Here is a 16,965-nt window from a genome sequence, read left to right as displayed (position 1 = left end):
AGATAAACGGAGAAAAAAATATATTACGTTTTGTAAAATAGCTAAAATTCAACCAGAATCACGCATTAAGGCAATTTTACATATCGTTACACATTTTGGTTATCTCACGTCCACCTACTTAACCAAAACTTTCAACGGCGTAGATATCGCTTCCTGCATCACCTATGATCATTAAGTTGCTATCGTCAGTTGCTAAATCTCGACTTCCAGCAATACCACGTTGCAGAACTTTAATTAATCTTTGGGGAGTGAAGGATTCTAATTCCACAAAATTGCCAGAATCTAACCAAGCTAACTCTTCAGTAGTTAAAGTTTGACGAACATTCACGGCTAATTGTTTAGCGTCTTGTGCTGACTCAGGAGAGGTTTGAATAAACATTCCCCGCTGAGTAGCAATAATCTGACGTGGTAAAAGTCCTACATCAATAATCGTCACGTTGCTGTTAAGAAACCAAGCATCACTGCTGCGGAGATGATTTACTAAATTCATGCCTCTTGGACTACAATCATGCAGCGCATAAACTTGTAAATCTGGGTTGCGGCGGAGCATTTCCATTGTGGTGGCAAAAATGCTTTGCGGATAGCCAGTGATGCTGAGAATTGCACAGTTATTTTCAAAGTGAAAATTATTAGCAATCAAGAATTGAGCAATGGTAGAACTATCGCAAACAACTAACCTATCAAAACTGTAAGCTGTGACATCAGGATTGATTGTTGCTGGTGCAAGTTCCTCTCGTGCTGAAGGCAAAATTTTGGGAGATGAACCGTTGAATTGTTGCCATTTGTCTAGCCATGCTTGAAATTGTGATTGAGAAATCAAAAATTCCTGCGTTGATTTATTTCTATCTATCTGTCTAGTTCCCAAATATATCGATAGTATTCCTAATATAACAACGATGACGAATACTATAAATGAATTCAATACAAACAGACTAGTTAATATTCCAACTACTAAAATTAAAGTTCCTATTACCCGTAAAGCCTTAGCGCTTGCTTGACGACTGACATAGCTTAATTTTGTTGATTTGGTCTGATTATACAAATAGATAATTACACAGACTTGATATATTAAATTGATAATTAACCAGAAATTATCCGACGAGAAAATGCTGCTAAGAATTCCGCCAAAAAAACCTGTAACCCAGATATTAAAAAAGATATAAAGACAACCAAATCCTGATAATTTAAATGATTTAGCTTTGAGACGATTATCCAAGAAGTAAAGCAGTTGTTTGGGTGTAAAAAATAAGGTGTTATTGGCGGAAATTTCAGCTATAACTTTGGCAAACATGGGGTCAGTAATCTTAATATTACCCATTGCGGTGGGTTCAAAGACGAAGGGATGCTGGCATTGTTTACATCGACCTTGATTAGCTGTCCGCTCTTTTAAATTATTTTCAGTTCCGCAGTTAATACATTTCATAATGGTTGTTATTTATCTAGGATTTGATTTTTTAGTAAAACGCTGTAATCTTCTCGTTTACGAATCAAGCGGTGTGTGTGATTTTCTAACAGCACTTCCGCAGGTTTGGGACGATGTAAAAAGTGTGAAGACATGGCATAGCCATAAGCACCCACATCTAAAATAGCGATGATGTCACCAATTTCTAGGGCTGGAAGTTGGCAATTTTTCCCTAGATAATCTCGTGAATAGGTGGTATTTCCACAAATATCTGTTGTGTAAGTTTGGGAATTATTCCAAGTAGCAATTTTCCGATAGCCACCATGTACAGAGAGGACTGAAAGATTAGCAATGGTGGTATCAACGCCGATAAGCTGTTTTTTAGCTTGCCATTTTACAGATACAACTTGAGCGAGTAAAGTTGCACATCCAGCGATCGCAGATCGTCCCGGTTCAATGATCAAATCGATCTCCCGTCCTAAATTGGTGACTCTGTCGGTCAATTTAGCCCCAAATCCTTGCCAATCAAAGGCTGCACCATCGTGGTGATAAGGATAGCCAAAACCACCGCCAAAATCTAAATATTCCCAATCTGGTAATCGTTGCGCTGTGGCTAAAACTGTATCAATGACATCGGTAAAGGCTGCTGTGGCGTTGGTTCCCGTCCCCCGGTAGAAGTGCAAACCACTGAGTTTCAATCCGGCTTTCCGAGTAATTGCGATCGCATCCGCAAATTCTTCTGGACGTACACCAATGCGACTATCTCCCGTAATTTCTGGCAAATTCAACCGCAAACCAAGGCGTAGTGAAACCCCCGGATGTAAAGATTGAGAAACTTCACAGCACAACTGCAACTGGTTCAGACTATCGAGATTGAGGGTGGTAACTCCCCAATTCAAGACTTGTTCCATTTCCACCCAATGCAAATTACTGCCGCTGTAGACGATATCACTGGGGTGAAAACCTGCATGCAGTCCTAAATAAATATCTCCTGGTGTATTAGCGTGCAGTCCCCACCCAGCAGCCTGAAAAATTTTTAATAAGGCAATATTGCCATTGGTAACGCTAGCAAAACGAAATTGCTTGCGGGGATAACTGATAGCTTTGGTAATGCCTTCAATAGTTTGGCGTAAGCGTGAGCCTTGATAAACATAAAGCGGAGAGCCGTAGGTAGTCAATAAATCCTGTGCAAGTTCCCAAGAAAAGGGGGGAGTCACATGACTCTTTTTTAAGCTTGCCATCGCTTGTAATTTTTCCATAACCAACTAGGTAACCAAAAAGGATGTTTCCAAGACTTTCTCCCAACTTCTGCACCAAAAACCTGCGAGTGCCAAAGTTGCCACATAATCAGTAACCACAGACTCTCACCAACACGACGTCCTTGAATAGCACCTCCCAATTCACCTGTCACAATTTGCGCGGCTATCTGCGGGGAAAAGTGGTTGTTGGCACGCAGTATCCCCGGATTTAGCCAGATGCCAATTTGATGCCAGAAATCATTTAAGCACCAAGAGGTTAAGGGAACTCCCATACCGCGTTTTTGCCGCCAAACAATTTCCGGTGGTAGCCAATTTTCTACAGCTTTTTTGAGGATATATTTCTCACAAGCGCCATTTAGCAAGAGTTCGCCGGATAGTTGAAAAGTCCACTCGGCTAAAGGTAAGTCACAAAAAGGCGATCGCACCCACAATTTATGAGCAAACCCCAAAGCAGTTGCACGGGGATGGATATTTTGTGACCCTTTTAACATCAAACCGGCACGGCGCAAGCGATGCAACAAAGATGGACAATCAGCAGAGTCTAAAGCCGCCAAAAGCCAGTCTTCAGCAGATAAATTCTGTATCTGCGCTGATACATCTGGCTGAAAAAGTTGAGATTCATAACCCCAAAGACGATGAAAGGTGCGAAGATATTGCTGGCTAAAAGTTTCTTGTCCTTTAGGATTTTCCGCTTGATAAACACCAGCGGCAATTAAAGGTTTATTCGTCCAACCGGCAAATAATTGATCTCCACCTTCGCCATTAAAAATCACCTGAGTTTCCTGACTAGCAGCCTGAGTTAGGAGATACAAAGGAACAGTTACCCCATCACCAAAAGGTAAATCTAGCGATCGCACCGTAGGAATCAGCGCCTTTTTGATATACCCTGGAGTGGCCGCCACTTTAACCAGGGGAATTTGCAGAAACTCGGCAACCTGTTCAGCATAGGGATATTCAGGCATTGCAGCCGCACCAAAATCTAGAGTATAAGCGCGGACTTTTACCCCTGCTTGCACCAACAACGCCGCCACAACAGAAGAATCCAACCCACCAGAAAGCAACACCCCCACAGGTTCATCTTTTAAATCAGCAATTTGCCGAACAATCGCATCTTGCAGGAGAATTTGCAATTGAGTAACAGCCGTTGCTTCATCATTTAGCTGTTGTGCTGATTCACGCCACGAGTAAATACTTTGAGGCTGTGGTGAAAAAAGCCTACCTGATTCACACCGCCAAACCAACTCAGTTGCCGAAGGTACTGCAAACACCTGATTAACAGGTGTGAGGGGAGTAGGGACATAAGAAAAGCAGCTATAGCCGTATAAGCCAGGAACGCTTACCTCTGGCTGTGACAAAATTGGTAACAGTAGTTGCAGTTGAGATGCAAACCAGATTACCTGTCCTTTCTGTGTCCAGTACAAAGGCACTCTGCCGAAAGCCTCTCTACCCAAAATTAGATAGTCATTTTCTTGCAATCTTACCCAAGCATCCGGTGAACTAGAGATTCCTGATGCAGAGATAGCAGCAATTATATTTTTTGGGAATGCTGGAGGCAATGCAGACTTATTCCCCAGTCCGATATAAGCAACATTCCAGACGAGATGATGAGGATGTTCTTCTGGGGAACCTAGAGATTTTGTCTCTAAATTAGTTAACAACGCCGTTAAGTCACGTTCAGAACCGTAACCCCAATACCCAATAAAATGATAGGGTGCGGTGTTGATAGCCATGTCACACTACTTCACCTCAAATGTTTCATCGCTAATCATCCGACCTTCTAGAAACATTTTCACTGTCCAATCACCAACAGGTGCAGCAGAGTTAATCTTGTAGCGACAATAAGTGTCCCAAACATTCGTATTAATTTCGCGGGTTTGATAGTTATTTTGCTTGACAATTACACCAGTTGGGTCAATCCACGTACAAGAGAGAGATAGTTTCTTACCTATTGGTGCATCTTTCAACGTCACACGGTAAAAAACCTCTGGATTGCTTTGACGAGAGATAGTCTTCAAGTTACCGCCATCATCCGATGCTAGGCTAATGCGGTCTTGTTGGGGTGAAATCCTGGAGAGTACAGCGGTTCGCTGCTGATTGAAATATATTGTAGATGCGATCGCCACCACTAAAGCTGCAACTACTACAGATATCAGCCAGAGATTCCGGCGTTGCTTCACTTTCAACGCTTGGCGACGACGTAATTGTATCAGCGCTTCATCCAGTAACTCTGGCGGTAAATTTAATTCTTGTAAAATCTCCTTAACCTGTTCCTGGTCAAGTTCCCCTTCCCGGCGAATTTGCAGCCCTTGTACCTCAGCGATTAGTTGTGTTAATTGCTCTTGAGTCAGTCGCTGCGTCATAGCTGCATCTGGTGTTGTGTAGGTATACGCTAATCTTCACACTGAAGTTGTTGCTTTTCGGATTCTTTGCCAGATATTTTTGCCAAACTTCAATGCTTCCTACTCCTGTCTAAAAGTTCTTGAGGACAAGGACAACATCAGGTAAGGGCTTTACCCCTGAAGGGTGAGACCCCTCAATCGTGATCACAGTACTTCTTATATACTTACGGTATCTGTGTTCAATTAACTTAGCTACAAAATACACAAGATCAACTCTAAAACTCAAGATGTGTACGTTAAAGCGGCGGCAGATATACTCTACGCCGTTTTTTGTCCCTAGGTTTTGAACTTTTTCAGCTAGTAGGATTATAGGGTTTGTGCTGGCTGTAAAAGCGATCTAGAATTTCTGACTGCTGCTCTACACTGAAGCTGCTATACAAATTGCCCAGCTTTTTAATTAAGTTGGGATCTAAGGAAAAATCTCTGGCAGCATCTAGGTTTTCAGCTCCAGGTTTTTGTAAGCAGCGCAAGTTACTCTGTGACTCTTCTGAACCATCACCAGTTCGAGGCACAAGCTGCATCAATAACTCCATTGCTACAGTCGGGAGAACGCGGCTGGTTTGATTCAGGAAAAAACCAAAAGTCATCGTCCCTAGCCGGATGCGATCGCCATCTTTGAGTAAGACTTGCTGACTGACTGGTTTACCATTCACAGCAGAACCATTAGTACTTTTGAAATCAATTAAGTAGAAACCTTGATTGTCAATATACTGAATGGCAGCATGCCGACGAGACAAATATCTATCAGGAATCTGAATCCCACTACTATAATCACGACCTATTGTCCAAATCCGCTGCGGCTGTTGTAAACTTTGAGTCTTATTGTCGCATAAGTTAGTAATCACATAAACAGCACCATTATCTACTACACCTTGTAGATAAATTGGTTCCATCCCCTTCAACGACATAGGATCTAGGCTTTCTAGCTGAATAATTTCATCTAGAAGACTGCTATGGTGCTCATACAACTTCAGGAACACCTGATATAAATTTAATTTCCGAGCTAATTCCTTTTCTGCCAATTCAGCCTTCATCGGTGAGTCTCTTAATGTCAACAAATCTGACTTGCTGATTTCAGTCATGAATATTTTGTCTCAGCCTACAATCAGGGATAATTGCTGCCCTTTCAGCTTTCGCTGCAATTTGGAAAATTGAGCTGCTTCAAAGGGTTAAGTTTCATAACTTTCTAGCCAAGCTACTGCTACTCTTATTATTTATCGATATCACGAAAAGTCTCAATAAAAAAAAATATTTTGAGCTTTTCTTTTTTATTGAAAATTTTCGGATTTTTTTTGGCAACATACAGTGATTCTTAAGAAAACATTAAGAGCCACCAAAACTATATTAGTAGTTTTGTTCTGTATCCGCTGGGTACAACTTGAGATTGTAGTAAAAGTTAATTTAGTTAATTTTACCTTTTAATTTCGCAGTAGTTATCACTTCTGAGTATGCTATTTATGCAAAATGCGTGAAAGCAATTATCAATACCCAATACTCAAAGCCTAACGCCCAAAAACGGTAGTTTCCCAGCTTACTCTGTGCGAATAAACACTCCCATATTTACTGTTAAATAATACTTATGCCTAATTTTATACACGAAAAAGCGCCTGAGTTTTTGCGTTCCCAAGCGCTTTCCCGTATAACTTAATACCTACCCACTACTTTGATGCAACATTTGAAATCCGCAACACTCCTCTAGGGAGAAGCACTGCCAAGATAACTTGTGACCAACGCGTTGTGAACAGGTATCACTCCTTGCACTAATTAAGAATATCTCTTTTAGAACAAAAACGGGAATCTTGTGAGTGACACTTTATTAACTGACACTAGTTAATAAAGTGTCACCCCTGATGGTAGCGAACAAGACAAAGCTAAACAGTAGACAGTTTATTAACGTGGTATAAAAACTAAAGGTAGCTTGAGGATATCATCAGACATTGCGGATAGAGAAGTTGAGTAACAAGATGAAAGTGCTAGGATGAATTTCTTAGTCTCAGCGGCAAATACGCCGCGAACGATCATGTGCCCAAGTGCGTGGCTATTGGCGTCTAGGCGATTTGAACCCAAAGCAATCAAAAACAAATTAAGGCCTTGGCGTATTCTTCGCCCCGGAAATATATGAAAATTTTTGTTCCGGGGCGTCTGTGTCTATTTGGTGAACACAGTGATTGGGCGGGAGGTTATCGTCGCTACAATCGCGAACTAAAAAAGGGCTACACGTTGCTTGTGGGAACTAATCAGGGACTGTATGCCGAGGTAAAGTCGCATCCTACCCATTTGCTACTACAGGCTTCTCTGACTGATGGTAGTAATAAAATCCTAACTTTACCGATGGATCAGCGGACTTTGCTGACTGAAGCCGAAAAGGGCGGGTTTTTCAGTTATGCGGCTGGTGTGGCTTACCAAATTAGCACCCACTACGACGTCAGCGGATTGGATATTGACAATTACCTGACAGATTTGCCAATTCAAAAAGGGTTGTCTTCCAGTGCCGCCCTCTGTGTGTTGGTGGCGCGGGCATTTAACAGGGTGTATGACTTAAAGATGAGCCGGCAGGAGGAGATGGAGTTTGCCTATCTGGGGGAAATTACCACGCCTTCCCGCTGTGGACGGATGGATCAAGCTTGTGCTTATGGCGATCGCCCCATAGCGATGATCTTCGATGGCGATCACACTGATGTCATCGAGTTAAAAGCACCGCAGAATTTATTTTTAGCGATCGTCGATCTTGCGGCTAGTAAAAATACCCAACAAATTCTCAGCCACCTCAATGACTGCTATCCCTTGGCTACCAACGAACTACAAAGAAATGTGCAAAAATACCTCGGTGCCATTAGTTATCAAATTACCCAAGCAGCAATTGACGCCCTGCAAACAGGCGATGCAGCTAAAATTGGTATGCTGATGAAACAAGCACAGGCAGAATTTGATCAGCATCTGATTCCCGCCTGTCCTGGGCAGTTAACTGCACCCATTCTGCACCAACTGCTAAATTACCCACCAATTCAAGAGTTGATTTTCGGTGGTAAAGGTGTGGGTTCCCAAGGAGATGGCACTGCACAATTTATTCTGAAAGACGAGGTAAGTCAGCAAAAATTTATCGAGATAATTAATCGCGACTTTCCCCAAATGCAATGTTTAAAATTGACTATTTATGCGGCAAAATAAAGTCAGAAAAGCTGTAATTCCCGCTGCGGGGTTTGGTACACGCTTATTTCCTGCTACCAAAGTTGTCAAAAAAGAACTTTTCCCAATTATTGATCAAGATGGCAGGGCAAAGCCTGTGATTTTAGCAATTGTGGAAGAAGCAATCAGCGCCGGAATTGCCGAAGTTGGGATTGTAGTGCAACCGGATGACCAAGAAATTTTTCAAGATTTATTTAAACATCCACCCAAACCAGAATTTTTCGCCAAACTATCGCCGCAAAATCAAGAATATAGCCAATATCTCCAAGATTTAGGTAGCAAGATTACAATTTTAACCCAAGCAACACAAGAAGGCTATGGACACGCAGTATTTTGCGCTAAAGATTGGGTGCAAAATGAGCCATTTCTGCTGATGCTAGGCGACCATGTTTATGCATCAAATATAGAAAAATCCTCTACTAGACAAGTTTTAGATGTATATGAAAAAGTTAATCATAGCGTAATTGGCTTAACGACGATGCCAGCAGAAATTATTCATAAAGCTGGGTGTGTCACCGGAGTTTGGCAAGAGTTAAACTCGCTGCTTTCCCTCACCCAAATATATGAGAAGCCAACTGTTGAATATGCCCGCCAGCACTTACGTGTAGAAGGTATGGCACTCGATGAATTTTTATGTATGTTTGGTTTATATTTACTAACGCCGCAAATTTTTGATTTTTTGGCAGAACAGATCAATCAAAATTTTCGAGAAAGAGGCGAATTTCAGCTAACATCCTGTCTTGAGAGATTACGTCAAGCCGAAGGCATAACTGGATATATGGTCAAAGGTAAGTGTTTTGATACGGGATTACCAGATGCTTATCGGCAGACGATGATTGATTTTAGAAATGTGAGTTAATTCATCTTACAGCCGCTTCTAACATCCTAATTGTTCCTGCATCAGCGTCTATTTCAACTTCTACACCCACCGGCACTGTAAATTTGTCTTTAATGTGACCAATCATCGAACCATACCAGGCAGGAATGCCTAAAGGCAGGATGTGGTCTTGCAACACTTGGGTTAAGGTAAATGATGGTTCATCTCCGAGTTTACAATCAGTGCATTGTCCAAAGATAAAGCCAGCAATTTGATTGAGAACGCCTGCGGTTTTTAACTGCGTTAGCATTCGGTCTATGCGATAAATATCTTCGCCGATATCTTCCACAAATAAAATACTTTCTCTCCAAGAAGGTAGGTAATTTGAACCCACCATCGCAGCTAAAACAGACAAGTTTCCACCAATCAGTTTACCCTGAGATTTTCCTGGTGAAATTACCTTAACTTGCCCTTCTCCATTGTTTAAGTTTCGCATGGTTACTGCTTCACCATCAAATAAAATGCGCTGGAAGTAATCTACTGTAAATTGATTCCAGGTAGAGGTGGCGACTGGCCCATGAAAAGTAATTACCCGACTACGAGCATTAATTGCTAATGATAAAGAAGTAATATCACTGTACCCGATAATAATCTTGGGATATTTGCGAACGAGGGGATAATTAATTAGGGGTAAAATGCGATTACAACCCCAGCCACCGCGCATCGCAATAATTGCTTTGACAGACTGATCTGCAAACATATTGTTAACATCTTGAGCACGGTCTATATCTGTACCTGCTAAATAGCCATAACGGTCTAAAAGATGCTTGCCAATTTTTATTTTTAACCCTAATTTTGCTAAAGTTTGCTGTGCATCTGTGATGTCTTTGCGGTCAATAATACCCGCCGGAGAAATTAATCCTACAGTATCACCTATTTGTAGGCGGGGTGGTTTGAGAATGGTGTTTGGAGATAGTTGAGTTTGGGCAGCAACTGGGGGAATTTGGGTGGCTAAAGTAGTTAGTCCCAATGTGGCAATAAATTGGCGGCGGTTGATGTTCATGGGGGATATATGCTGAAGATATTTTGATCCGATGATACTTGTCTTTGTACAACCGAAGCCTAACAATCGCGTTGCAGCCCACTTACTCAATTTCCTGGTGGATTAATCAGAGAAACTTTAATATTAGTTTCCAGAAAGGGATAGAGTCAAAGTTGCAGCATTTATTGGAGATAGCTAATGGCTCTTAAACGTTTTATTATTGAAATGGGGATGGGTGTAGATCAGCATGGGCAGGAACCGACGGTAGCAGCTGCTAGAGCAGTCAGAAATGCGATCGCACATAACGCCTTACTCGGTATTATGGAAATAGCTGGGTTGAGTGACCCCAATGAGATGATTGTGTTCGTTAAGATAGCCGTACCCTATCCCGAACAAGTGCGGGAAGCAGAAGTGTTAGCTGAACTCCCCTTTGGCCGGAAAAGTCTCACAGTAGAATCTGGGGGTATGGTGGTTGACGGGCTAGCAATTCCTTCCCTCAACGATAAAAATGATGAAATGTTGATTGCAGTAGCTGCCGTTACAGTTTTTATTGAAACTGATACTATTTCTCGATGAAGCTGGTCTCTTTTACCCCCTTTCTTAGGGGGTCACCACAGGTGGGGGGATCTGAATTTGTGGCTAGATCACACAGAATTGATATGACTTGATTTTCCGCGCTAAACTAGAGGCACTGGGATAATCTCTGGCAGTAAGTTCAATTAACCACCAACCTTCACCACTCCAGCGATCATGTCTCAAGAGCATAACGAATCACTACAAATGCAGGATAGTATCGGACTCAAACCGCAACACTTTGCCGATTTAATCAGAACTGCACAATTAGTTTTTGACCCCACTGCGGGGCTTTCTGGAAGAAGTTTAAAAGTTGACTGGGAAGACTTTGGTATTCCCCGTGATGTAGCAGCTAATCTAAAATCACTCGGTGAGGAGTATCAATACGCATCTCCCCACATTCCCGCTGAAGTTGTTTGGAGTAAATTAACTACTGAAACGCGGATTTGGTTTATCGAAAATAAAGATACGTTGTGGAAGCTGGAAGAAACTTTTCCGGCGCTTGACGAAGACTAAACAGGCTGAACCGTTCATTGGAATATAGGTTGAAAGTAGGATGCAACAATGTTGTATCTTATTTTCTATTGCAGCCCATATTCTCCAATAAAAAGTACTAGTGCAGCGTGGCGAAAATAACTATCCAGTTGAAAAAGTTTGAAAAGCTAACTGTACAAGCGTCCTTTGCTCCTACCTCCTGGTGCTAGGGTGATACTGTGTGACATCTCCCACACTTCCCTTTGGGTAAGTGTGGGCTTCTCAGCGACTCCTAATCCGGACATTGACTGAGCTTTAAGACCGTGTGTCCCACGGTTCTTTATATTTATAGCCGCATTTAAATCTCTACACAAGCTTGCATGACATACAGGACAATTGTGCATTCTTTGAGATAACGACTTTTTGACCTTGTGACCGCAGTTAGAGCATTCAAGGCTAGTACCGTTTGGATTTACAGCTATTACTTTTAAACCAGCATTCTCGGCTTTGTTTAAAAGTATGGTTACAAACTGACTCCAAGCAGCATCATTAATACTTTTAGCCAATTTAGTTTTAACGAGTCCTTTGATATTCAATTTTTCCACAGCTATAACATCATACTTATCAAGTAGTAATTTAGCTGTTTTAAAGTGGAAGTCTTTACGAGTATCAGCCACTTTTTTATGCTGTTTACCCAATTTTTTAATAGCTTTTTTGCGTCTGTTAGAACCTTTTTTACGCCTTGATACCATACGCTGCAATGATTTAAGCAAGCGTTCAGCTTTGCGTAGATATTTAGGTGCTTTGATTCTAGAATCATCAGAAGCTACATAGAAATCAATTAAGCCAACATCAATACCAACAATATTGTCAGGATTAAAGTCAGGCTTAACTGTAGGAACTGATTTGTCATCAAGGCTGAGAGTGATGTAGTAACCATCCGCTTTTTTGGTGACAGATACAGTTTTGATGTCAAATCCAACGGGTATTGGGCGATGAACAATTACCTTGATATCTCCAATTTTTGATAGCGTGATTTTGTTGTTAACAAAATGATGTCTTTTAAATTGGGTATAAGTAAAAGTTTTGTATTGTCCTTGACCCTTGAATCTAGGTCTACCTGATTTCTTGCCATTAATGTCACCTTTTAACCATCTATCAAAAGCCAATTCAACTTTCTTAGGAACTTCTTGAAGTACCTGAGAGTGAATATCTTTGTACCAAGGTCTATCTAATTTGAGTTGAACTAGAGATGCTTTTTGATTGTAATAGTTAGGCTGTTCTTTTAATTCGGGCAGATGACAAATTAATGGACATCTATCAATAGGACTACGATTCATCTCATACCAGTCAAATCTTTGAGCCAACAAATAGTTATATTGACAACGCAACATTTCCAGTGTTTTATTGATTTTTTCCGCCTGTTCTTTAGTTGGTTTAATTTTGTACTGGTATGAGATTTTCATTTTTTGTCCTTGCCTTCGACCTATACAAACGATAGCATAAACGTACAGGCGTTGTATAGGCATTTATGAAAAACAAATCATTGAATCTGAGAATATCCGAGCGGAGATTAAATAAACTGCGTTTATATTCGGCTCAACATGATAAAACTATGACCAATGTAATTGAGGATTTTATCGATTCGCTTAACGTCAAAAATGGCGATTCCTCATCGACCCACTGTCCTGTCAATCCTACGGATTGATTTGGTTGTGGGTCAATTCGTCATCGCCCAAAAATTCATCCCACACTGCCCTTCGGGTCAGATGTGGGGCTTCTTTTTGATTAAGCTAAAGTATGGAGATTTTAATTAAGTAATCGACTGGAGATTTTGGACTTGAGAAAATATAAAATCGACTGACCACTAACAGTGATCGAGAGTATTTATGCTTAATCAGTGATTATTTTCTTACCTGAACCCGGAATCTAGAGCGGAATAATTGAATAAGTAGCAATATCTGACAGGAAAATGAAGTTTATGGGAATTTGGGCTGCTAGGCTTGTGCTAGCTTCTTTTTGGCTGATATCTGGGGTTATAGGGGTTGAGATGATCAATGCAACTCCTGTTTTGGCAGAGAATGCCCCAGTATCTTCTCAGTTAATCAATGGTAAACCGATATCTGTCAGTAAAGCTGAGTTTGGGGTAAAGATAGTTGACTCACAGGGTAAAGTCACTTTTTTCCCTAGAACTAAAGTGCAACTTCAAGAAGGTGAAGCTTACGGGTGGCGGATTCAACTTCAAGATTACCGGGGTGAGGTGAAATGGCGCGAGGTTCTGCGCTTGCCAAAACCTCCAGAAACTTGGGGTACACAGGATAATGAAGATTTCTCCATCTCAGCCGATGGCACTACAGCAGTGTCGAAGCGCACACAATCGGCTGTCAATGGTGTGATTGAAAATTTTTGGACGATCGCACCTGGTGATCCCGTTGGTAAGCATAAGATAGAGGTATATATTGATGATCGGCTGATTAAGACTTTTGAGTTTGAAATCGTTCAGTTTAACAGAGTTTAAGGCGAGCTAGAGGGCAGTAGGCTGTGACTGGTATTCTGCCCTCGGCGCCCTGATAATGCATATTTAATTTTCGCTGCTATGTCTAATAAATTCCCACGTTGTAGAGAGGTAAAATGTAACCTCTCTACCTGACTTTAACTGCACCTGTCTACTGACTATTTCCGTAAGATTGAAGACAAAGAACTCTGTTTACGGATATCCAGCAAGTCTGCTAAAGATTCTTTGCTGTCATCGAGATGATGGCTTTCTTCTGGTGGTAAAACCGTCACCAGATGTTCCGATTGCGGTAAAGTTGTGAACACTTCCTTTAGTGATGGAGGTGGCACAAAAGCTACTAAATTATTTGACAAGCTGGGACTCAATCTTGGATAGCGGCTTTGTACCAAGCGTTGCTGATTGTGTTTAATATGTTTACGGACTTTTTGCAGATGCTTTGAACTTTCGAGCGATTGCTTCGGGCGGGGCGTAGCCCATCGCCAAATTATCCAGCTACCAGTTCCACAGCTAAGAGCGATCGCAAATACCATCCATAAAGCTATAGAATTGCCAGTTTCAGCGGACGTTTTGATTGATTCTTCAATTCTTTCATTTTGGATTTTTTCCGGTTCAGCCGGCGCCACATCCGCCACCTGAATCAGGTTGTTAAAAGCAAAAATAGCAATTGAGACAGGAATTGCTAACAACCCAAGTAACAACATCCAAGGATGCCGTACCAGCATCTCTATGGGTAAGGATGTATTTTTTGCCAGATTTGGAGTTTTCCCCGTTGTTTGGCTTGGCTCGTGCTGTACACTCTGACTATTTTTCATGATTACTTTCAGACCTGCACCCCTGTATATATCATTATACTGGAGAAGGTGAACATTAAGTAACCGTGCTATCTCAATTATGTCGTAGGATAGACGTCTTGCCTGTTCGAGGAGAGAGGAGAGGGCGGGGAGACCCTGCCCCTACGGAATCATCTATTTTTTGGATTACTATTACTGGATATCTTCTCTTGGTTGCTCCCCAGAATGCCTTAAGAGAGCAAATTGAATCAACTGATCAACTAATTTGGCAAAGGGAATGCCAGTCTGGGCCCAGAGTTGGGGATACATACTCGTAGCAGTGAAACCTGGTAAAGTATTGATTTCGTTAATCAAAATTTCCCCTGTAGCTTCCACATAAAAGAAGTCCACTCTTGACAACCCAGCAGCGTCAACCGCAGCAAAAGCGAGCAAAGCCATTTCTTGAATTCGCTGAATAATCCCCTCTGGGAGGGGTGCGGGAATCAATAAATCGGCTTTACCTTGAGTATATTTAGTTTCATAATCATAAAAATCGCTATCAAAAGTAATCTCGCCGACGATCGAAGCTTGAGCTTGATCATTGCCTAAAACGGCACATTCCACTTCTCTAGCGACAACACCAGCTTCGACAATTATCCTTCTGTCATAACTAGCGGCGTTATCTAAGGCTGCTTCTAATTCAGAACGCGATCGCACTTTAGCAATACCCACCGATGAACCCAAGTTAGCAGGTTTGACAAAACAGGGATAGCCCAATTCAGCTTCTATCTGATCGCAGAGTTTCGGAAACACACAAGGATTTGACCAAATTTGCGATCGCGTTAATGCCTGATATTTCACCTGGGGAAGTCCAGCTTGAGCAAAAGCCACCTTCATCCCGATTTTATCCATCCCCGTAGCCGAACCCAACACCCCAGAACCAACAAAGGGAACTTGCATCAAACTGAGTAACCCTTGAATTGTCCCGTCTTCACCATTAGGCCCGTGGAGAATCGGAAACCAAAGTTCTATTTCTGAGGCTTGTGCGGGAAATTGCCATAAATTAGGAGTTACCGCCGAATTTTCAATAGCAACACCGGAGTCTAAAACTTGTTGTGCGACTTCCCCAGCTTGCCAAAAACCATCCTTTTGGATATAAAAAGGGACAATTTCGTACTTATCAGCATTTTCCTCTGCACTTAAGGCATTTGCGATCGCTCTTGCTGAACTTATAGAAACTTCATGCTCACCAGAACGTCCACCAAACAGCAAGCCCACCCGTAGTTTAGCCATATTCAGTACCTATATACTTCTAAAGCAGATAGCGTACCACAGCGAGAGCAAACTAACGATTGAGTTTCAAATTAAAATTTTCGCCCACCGTTCGTAGTAAGGACTTTAGTCCTTCCACCCTTCATCAAAAAGATAAATCACCCACCACAAACAAAATCATCATTTTAGATTGCAGCAATTTCCATCTTAAACAGCGATCAGTTTTTATTCCTCTAGAAAAAAAATTGAGTGAAGCCGTACAAGAGCAGAGAAAAAATATAGAAATTCCCCATGATATTTTTGGTTATGCAGGTAGAACCAAATTTTCGATTGTAATTGATCAAGAAATAGATATCAGTTGTCCAAATTGGGAAACTACTCATAAGGATAATATAGAACATTACACAAAATTATCTTTATTGTCTGTTCATAGGTTTTTAGAAGTATACAGAGACCAAGATAGTGAAAAATCGTTTCATATAATTCCGTTAGTAGAAACAGATTTATTTCCTTTTACATTTGTACTTATTGATGAAGACTTTAATGAAGTAAAAAATTCCGTTATAACAAAACCTTTGCCTCATACAATGCTTTTTGACCGAGCAGTTCAAAGAGAGACTGAGATAATTAACAATATCCAAAAATCGCTCAAAGATGGGACTCCTATTCCTATATATAAAGATTTACTTAATTCTGCTCGAAATTATATCTGGCGAGGAAAATACCGACTTGTTCCTGTTGAAGCTAACACAGCTTTTGAGAGTTTTGTACCCGATACGATTTACCGTTTAGACCCAACATTTAACAGTTCTAAACTCCTCAAATTAAATTTATATGATAAGGTAATAAAATTACAGGAAATATTATCTGCAAAATTAATTAATTCTGGTAATAGTAGTGTTAATTGGTTTACAACTGCACCAGCCGGATGGAAAACAGTTTCTCAGCCAGAACTGAAAAGTTGGTACGACAACTGCTATCTTTTACGTAATGAAGTAATACATCAAGGATATAATGGAGTAACCAAAGAAGATGCTTCCAAAGCATATGAAGCAGCATTAGATGCCATTAATTATATTAATTATGTTGAATCTTTGATATCCTCGTAGTGGCGCTAAAATTTAGAGGATGTTTGTAAGGTCTAATTTATTACTAGCCCTGGCGACTAGAAGTCGCGGCTACACAGACAAAACCCGCCTGCGCGGGTTAAAAATATTGATTTTTCGTTAGTCCACGGAGGTGGACTTTGCTTGTGT

General features: G+C 41.1%; 16 protein-coding genes. 6 read left to right on the top strand and 10 right to left on the bottom strand.

The window, feature by feature from the left end; all coding sequences use genetic code 11:
- Nucleotides 1-118 precede the first annotated feature (118 nt).
- From CYLST_RS04725 to CYLST_RS04705, 5 genes are all read right to left on the bottom strand, one after another.
- Nucleotides 119-1,423, bottom strand: a complete 1,305-nt coding sequence (locus CYLST_RS04725) for a toprim domain-containing protein (RefSeq protein WP_015206566.1) — start codon at nt 1,421-1,423, stop codon at nt 119-121.
- Between the two features lie 8 nt (nt 1,424-1,431).
- Complete coding sequence (locus tag CYLST_RS04720; protein ID WP_245587464.1) at nt 1,432-2,643, bottom strand: diaminopimelate decarboxylase family protein; 1,212 nt, start codon at nt 2,641-2,643, stop codon at nt 1,432-1,434.
- Entirely contained in the window at nt 2,631-4,391 is a 1,761-nt protein-coding gene (locus tag CYLST_RS04715) for an asparagine synthetase B family protein (RefSeq protein WP_015206564.1), read from the bottom strand. Before CYLST_RS04715 ends, CYLST_RS04720 begins: the two co-directional genes overlap by 13 nt.
- A 6-nt stretch (nt 4,392-4,397) precedes the next feature.
- Nucleotides 4,398-5,021 carry a DUF3859 domain-containing protein gene (locus tag CYLST_RS04710; protein ID WP_015206563.1) on the bottom strand — a complete coding sequence of 208 codons (624 nt, stop codon included), beginning with the start codon at nt 5,019-5,021 and terminating at the stop codon, nt 4,398-4,400.
- 332 nt (nt 5,022-5,353) lie between these two features.
- Entirely contained in the window at nt 5,354-6,142 is a 789-nt protein-coding gene (locus CYLST_RS04705; protein WP_015206562.1) for an FHA domain-containing protein, read from the bottom strand.
- Between the two features lie 1,036 nt (nt 6,143-7,178).
- Between CYLST_RS04705 and CYLST_RS04700 the strand changes: the two genes are divergently transcribed.
- Nucleotides 7,179-8,228: a mevalonate kinase family protein gene (locus tag CYLST_RS04700; protein WP_015206561.1), complete on the top strand. Its 1,050-nt coding sequence runs from the start codon at nt 7,179-7,181 to the stop codon at nt 8,226-8,228.
- Entirely contained in the window at nt 8,215-9,105 is an 891-nt protein-coding gene (locus CYLST_RS04695; protein WP_015206560.1) for a UTP--glucose-1-phosphate uridylyltransferase, read from the top strand. Before CYLST_RS04700 ends, CYLST_RS04695 begins: the two co-directional genes overlap by 14 nt.
- A 1-nt stretch (nt 9,106) precedes the next feature.
- On the opposite strand, the gene CYLST_RS04690 is transcribed toward CYLST_RS04695, so the two are convergent.
- Complete coding sequence (locus tag CYLST_RS04690; protein ID WP_015206559.1) at nt 9,107-10,126, bottom strand: S66 peptidase family protein; 1,020 nt, start codon at nt 10,124-10,126, stop codon at nt 9,107-9,109.
- 177 nt (nt 10,127-10,303) lie between these two features.
- On the opposite strand from CYLST_RS04690, the gene CYLST_RS04685 reads away from it, so the two are divergent.
- Nucleotides 10,304-10,681, top strand: coding sequence for a Lin0512 family protein (locus CYLST_RS04685; RefSeq protein ID WP_015206558.1), 378 nt, complete (start codon nt 10,304-10,306; stop codon nt 10,679-10,681).
- 63 nt (nt 10,682-10,744) lie between these two features.
- On the opposite strand, the gene CYLST_RS36330 is transcribed toward CYLST_RS04685, so the two are convergent.
- Complete coding sequence (locus tag CYLST_RS36330; protein WP_281172807.1) at nt 10,745-10,870, bottom strand: hypothetical protein; 126 nt, start codon at nt 10,868-10,870, stop codon at nt 10,745-10,747.
- Here CYLST_RS36330 and CYLST_RS04680 point away from each other — a divergent pair.
- Nucleotides 10,856-11,194, top strand: coding sequence for a hypothetical protein (locus CYLST_RS04680; protein ID WP_015206557.1), 339 nt, complete (start codon nt 10,856-10,858; stop codon nt 11,192-11,194). The two genes, CYLST_RS36330 and CYLST_RS04680, sit on opposite strands and share 15 nt — an antisense overlap.
- 146 nt (nt 11,195-11,340) lie before the next feature.
- Here CYLST_RS04680 and CYLST_RS04675 read toward each other — a convergent pair whose 3' ends face one another.
- Nucleotides 11,341-12,618, bottom strand: coding sequence for an RNA-guided endonuclease InsQ/TnpB family protein (locus CYLST_RS04675; protein ID WP_015206556.1), 1,278 nt, complete (start codon nt 12,616-12,618; stop codon nt 11,341-11,343).
- A 515-nt stretch (nt 12,619-13,133) separates the two neighbouring features.
- On the opposite strand from CYLST_RS04675, the gene CYLST_RS04670 reads away from it, so the two are divergent.
- The gene (locus CYLST_RS04670) at nt 13,134-13,670 is read left to right on the top strand and encodes a hypothetical protein (protein ID WP_015206555.1); all 537 of its coding nucleotides are present in this window, start codon (nt 13,134-13,136) and stop codon (nt 13,668-13,670) included.
- Nucleotides 13,671-13,825: 155 nt separating this feature from the next.
- Here the strand turns inward: CYLST_RS04670 and CYLST_RS04665 are convergent, their stop codons facing one another.
- Complete coding sequence (locus CYLST_RS04665) at nt 13,826-14,479, bottom strand: hypothetical protein (protein ID WP_015206554.1); 654 nt, start codon at nt 14,477-14,479, stop codon at nt 13,826-13,828.
- A 171-nt stretch (nt 14,480-14,650) separates the two neighbouring features.
- Nucleotides 14,651-15,730, bottom strand: coding sequence for a D-alanine--D-alanine ligase family protein (locus tag CYLST_RS04660; protein ID WP_015206553.1), 1,080 nt, complete (start codon nt 15,728-15,730; stop codon nt 14,651-14,653).
- A 59-nt stretch (nt 15,731-15,789) separates the two neighbouring features.
- Here CYLST_RS04660 and CYLST_RS04655 point away from each other — a divergent pair, with 59 nt between their 5' ends.
- A complete protein-coding gene (locus CYLST_RS04655; RefSeq protein ID WP_015206552.1) occupies nt 15,790-16,818 on the top strand; it encodes a hypothetical protein in 1,029 nt (342 codons plus the stop codon).
- Nucleotides 16,819-16,965 lie beyond the last annotated feature (147 nt).

It is taken from the genome of Cylindrospermum stagnale PCC 7417, assembly GCF_000317535.1.
In the GTDB taxonomy this organism is placed as follows: domain Bacteria; phylum Cyanobacteriota; class Cyanobacteriia; order Cyanobacteriales; family Nostocaceae; genus Cylindrospermum; species Cylindrospermum stagnale.
Note: the sequence above shows the minus strand (reverse complement) of the source record. Positions and strands in the feature narration are given on the sequence as shown.